This is a genomic window from Nostoc sp. CHAB 5836 (assembly GCF_020829445.1).
GTDB lineage: Bacteria > Cyanobacteriota > Cyanobacteriia > Cyanobacteriales > Nostocaceae > Nostoc.
In genome coordinates this window covers 1-3,580 of record NZ_JAIVFV010000323.1, presented here as the reverse complement: position 1 = coordinate 3,580, position 3,580 = coordinate 1, and the positions used below count along the sequence as shown (strand labels likewise).

At 42.8% G+C, this 3,580-nt stretch carries 3 protein-coding genes; 1 reads left to right on the top strand and 2 read right to left on the bottom strand.

Features of this window, described 5'->3' with window-relative positions:
* Both LC605_RS31760 and lepB read right to left on the bottom strand, forming a co-directional pair.
* Positions 1 to 645 (bottom strand): MOSC domain-containing protein (locus LC605_RS31760; protein WP_229551367.1); only part of this gene is annotated, 645 nt, incomplete at its 3' end.
* A gap of 369 nt (positions 646 to 1,014) precedes the next feature.
* Positions 1,015 to 1,656 carry a signal peptidase I gene (gene lepB, locus LC605_RS31755; RefSeq protein ID WP_229551366.1) on the bottom strand — a complete coding sequence of 214 codons (642 nt, stop codon included), beginning with the start codon at positions 1,654 to 1,656 and terminating at the stop codon, positions 1,015 to 1,017.
* Between the two features lie 232 nt (positions 1,657 to 1,888).
* On the opposite strand from lepB, the gene LC605_RS31750 reads away from it, so the two are divergent.
* Entirely contained in the window at positions 1,889 to 3,208 is a 1,320-nt protein-coding gene (locus LC605_RS31750; RefSeq protein ID WP_229551365.1) for a dihydroorotase, read from the top strand.
* The last annotated feature ends 372 nt before the right edge of the window (positions 3,209 to 3,580 follow it).

Here is a 3,580-nt window from a genome sequence, read left to right as displayed (position 1 = left end):
GTGACTTTGAGTGATTTTTTGAAAGTTTGGGTAAGTTTCCCCTAAGTAAGAATCCCGCGTTGGGACTATACAACGCTGACATGGGTTAACCCCAAAAAAGTGAACATTTGCCACTCGAAAGGAAACTAAATCACCTTGTTCACTAAATAGCTGATCTTCCCAAAATGCTGGTACACCATCAATCTCGATGTTGGCACGCATCCGACGGCGCATTTCATCTACACTTAAACCGGGAAACCAAGAAGCTACTTCTGTCAACGTTGCTGTACTAATTACCGTTGGGCCAGGTGAGTGTGTATCGTCAGGAAAGCCGATCAGAGAGTTTTGTCTCAATGTGACAGCAAACCCAAAAAAATCACTCAAAGTTACTTCTAATGCTCGCCGTTCCTCATCCAAATGAAAAGTATGTTGTGAGCCACCATCAGGGACTTGCAACGAGATAGTTCTATTTAAGAGTGCAAATCCCGCCCTTAATAAATGGATTTTAGCATGACGCTTACCATTGACAAATCTACCCTGTTCGTCAAAAATGGCAAACTCGCGGTCATGCTGTAGTGAACCACTGGTAAGAACTCTAGCGTTCTCAACTTCAATACCATCCAGTGACTTAACTGGGTACAGTAAAATTTTTGCTAGGTAAGGCATCATAGCAATTTTGAATTGAATATTTTGGATTTACTCCCTTCCACCTACAACATTAGACATCTGGTGAAATTAAATATGCGTTACCCAGAACCCTTGTAGAGAGGTAGCACTACTACGTCTCTAGCACTCGACCAACCCTTGCATTGCTGGGCGAGGTAGAGAGTAGGTGTACTTTCCAGCTAAATATCAATCGTTAATTATGTAGGACTTACGCACTTTACAAATTAACCATAATATGAGTTAGGCAAAATGAACGTTTCAGGCGCTGAACACAACCCTGATTTGGTCGCATATTGACTGTGTTGGGTGTTCAATATGGCTCAAAAGCCCAAGCTTCGTATAGTACATATGTATGATGCGTAAGTCCTATTATGGATATATTGGCGATTTATCTATTCCTCCAACATGATTTAGAGGCCAGAAGCGAACTACAGCGCGTCCAATAATATTTTGACGGGGGACAACACCCCAGCAGCGACTATCGTAACTACTGTTACGATTGTCACCTAGTACTAAATATGAATCGGCTGGTATAGTCTGGGGTTTTGCCAAAAAAGGTGGCTGTGGCCCTGATTGGCAAACATCAATGACTGTACTCTGCTGAGAACCGAGGTAATTGGCTTCTGGGAGGGGTTTGTTATTGATATAGACTTTGCCATCCTGAAGTTGTATTTTTTCTCCAGGTAAGCCAATTACACGTTTAATAAAAGCATCCTGGTATTGTTCTTTTTGTAGCTCCTTCGTAGGTGAAAATACGACAATATCTCCCCTTTGTGGGTCAGCAAATTTATACTTCAACTTATCGACAATAATTTTGTCTGCCTCCCACTGGTTTGGCGTACCGTGCAGAGTTGGTTCCATCGATCCAGAAGGAATCCAGCGTGCTTCAGCAACAAAGGTACGAATTCCCAGAGCTAGAACAATACTCAATACAATTGTCCTACCTAGCTCTGCGATCCAGGAATTATCGGGTTGTTGACTAGAGTTGTTATCAGACACTTTATTATGCATGAAATTGCTTAACTGAACGAAAAATGGAGGTAATTAACTTGCCTAGTGAAACTTTATCTGTTAATCTAACTGAGAAAATTTTAATTTCTTAGTCATGTTCGCATCTTGACTAATTAAAAATAAACTTTTTTCTAAAGCGCGGCAAAAATTGGTTACTCCGATCGCGAATAAGTTTAACCTAAAAGCATGGTTCTCGTAATACATAGCTCCCTGTCTGAACTTGGTTATCCCTATGTCATCTCCAAAAGTTTTACTGATTCGCCGCGCTAGCATCATCTTACCCAATGGTGAACTGATGATTGGGGATGTGTTGACGCGCGATCGCCAAATCGTCGAAGTTGCGCCAGAAATCTCCCAAAGGGCACTAGCCACTGAAGTTGACGCAGAAGGGTTAACTTTGTTGCCAGGAGTTATTGATCCGCAGGTACATTTCCGAGAACCTGGACTGGAACATAAGGAAGATTTATTCACCGCCAGCTGTGCCTGCGCTAAAGGCGGAGTCACAACATTTTTAGAAATGCCCAATACGCGCCCCCTGACAACGACACAACAGGCTTTAGACGACAAGCTAGAACGGGCCTCACACAAGTCCTTGGTTAATTATGGCTTTTTTATTGGGGCAACAGCAGACAATTTACCAGATTTGCTTTTAGCAAAGCCAACACCGGGAATTAAGATTTTCATGGGGTCGATGCATGGTCAATTGCTGGTTGATGGCGAAACAGCATTAGAGGCGATATTTGCTAAAGGCGATCGCTTGATTGCGGTTCATGCCGAAGACCAAGCTAGAATCAATCAACGCCGCCAAGAATTTGCCAACATTCACGATCCAGCCGTTCACTCCCAAATTCAAGATAATCAAGCGGCAATGCTGGCAACGCAACTGGCATTAAAGCTTTCTCAAAAATATCAGCGTCGTCTGCATATTCTACATATGTCAACTGCCGAAGAAGCAGAGTTGCTGCGTCAGGAGAAACCCAGTTGGGTGACAGCTGAGGTTACACCACAGCATTTGTTGTTGAATACTAGTGCCTATGAAACAATTGGCACTTTAGCACAAATGAATCCACCTTTGCGATCGCCCCACGACAACGAAGTTCTCTGGCAAGCTTTGCGCGATGGCGTGATTGATTTTATCGCTACAGATCACGCGCCGCACACCTTAGAAGAAAAAGCTCAAGAATACCCCAATAGTCCTTCAGGAATGCCTGGAGTGGAAACTTCCCTCCCTTTGATGTTAACTGCGGCGATGGAGGGAAAGTGTACTGTGGCTCAAGTGGTTAACTGGATGTCTAAAGCTGTAGCCGTGGCTTATGGTATTCCTAATAAAGGAGCGATCGCACCTGGTTACGATGCCGATTTAGTGCTTGTAGATTTAAATACATACCGTCCAGTCCGACGCGAGGAACTTTTAACCAAATGCCGTTGGAGTCCCTTTGAAGGCTGGAACCTCACCGGCTGGGCTACAACCACCATTGTTGGTGGTGAGATAGTTTATGAAAAAGGCCAGGTAAATACCCAAGTACGGGGTCAAGCTTTAACTTTCTTATAGCAAATATTTATTTAAGCTTACGTAGTAAAAAAATAATTCTACATCAAAGCAATACTTGATCTGGCAAGATTTTCATCTATCCAGAGTCAAGAGTAGACGAATGCGTTTAGTTAAAGCTAAAAGGCGGAAATCCTTGTTTTTCCTCATTTTGACTTGTCGCTGTATCAGAAATTGCAACTTGGAACTCTGAATTTATTCCTAAGTGTTTCAAGTTAAATCTTCAATAACTACTCTTTTTTGCGATCAGATTACCTATTTATTCTTCTCTCCCTTCCTTGGTGTCCAACTCTTACGAGACGCACTCGCGTTTGCGGTTGGTAAAAAGTCTTCTGGTGGGAAGAGAGTAATTCCATCCTACGGATTGAGAGGACA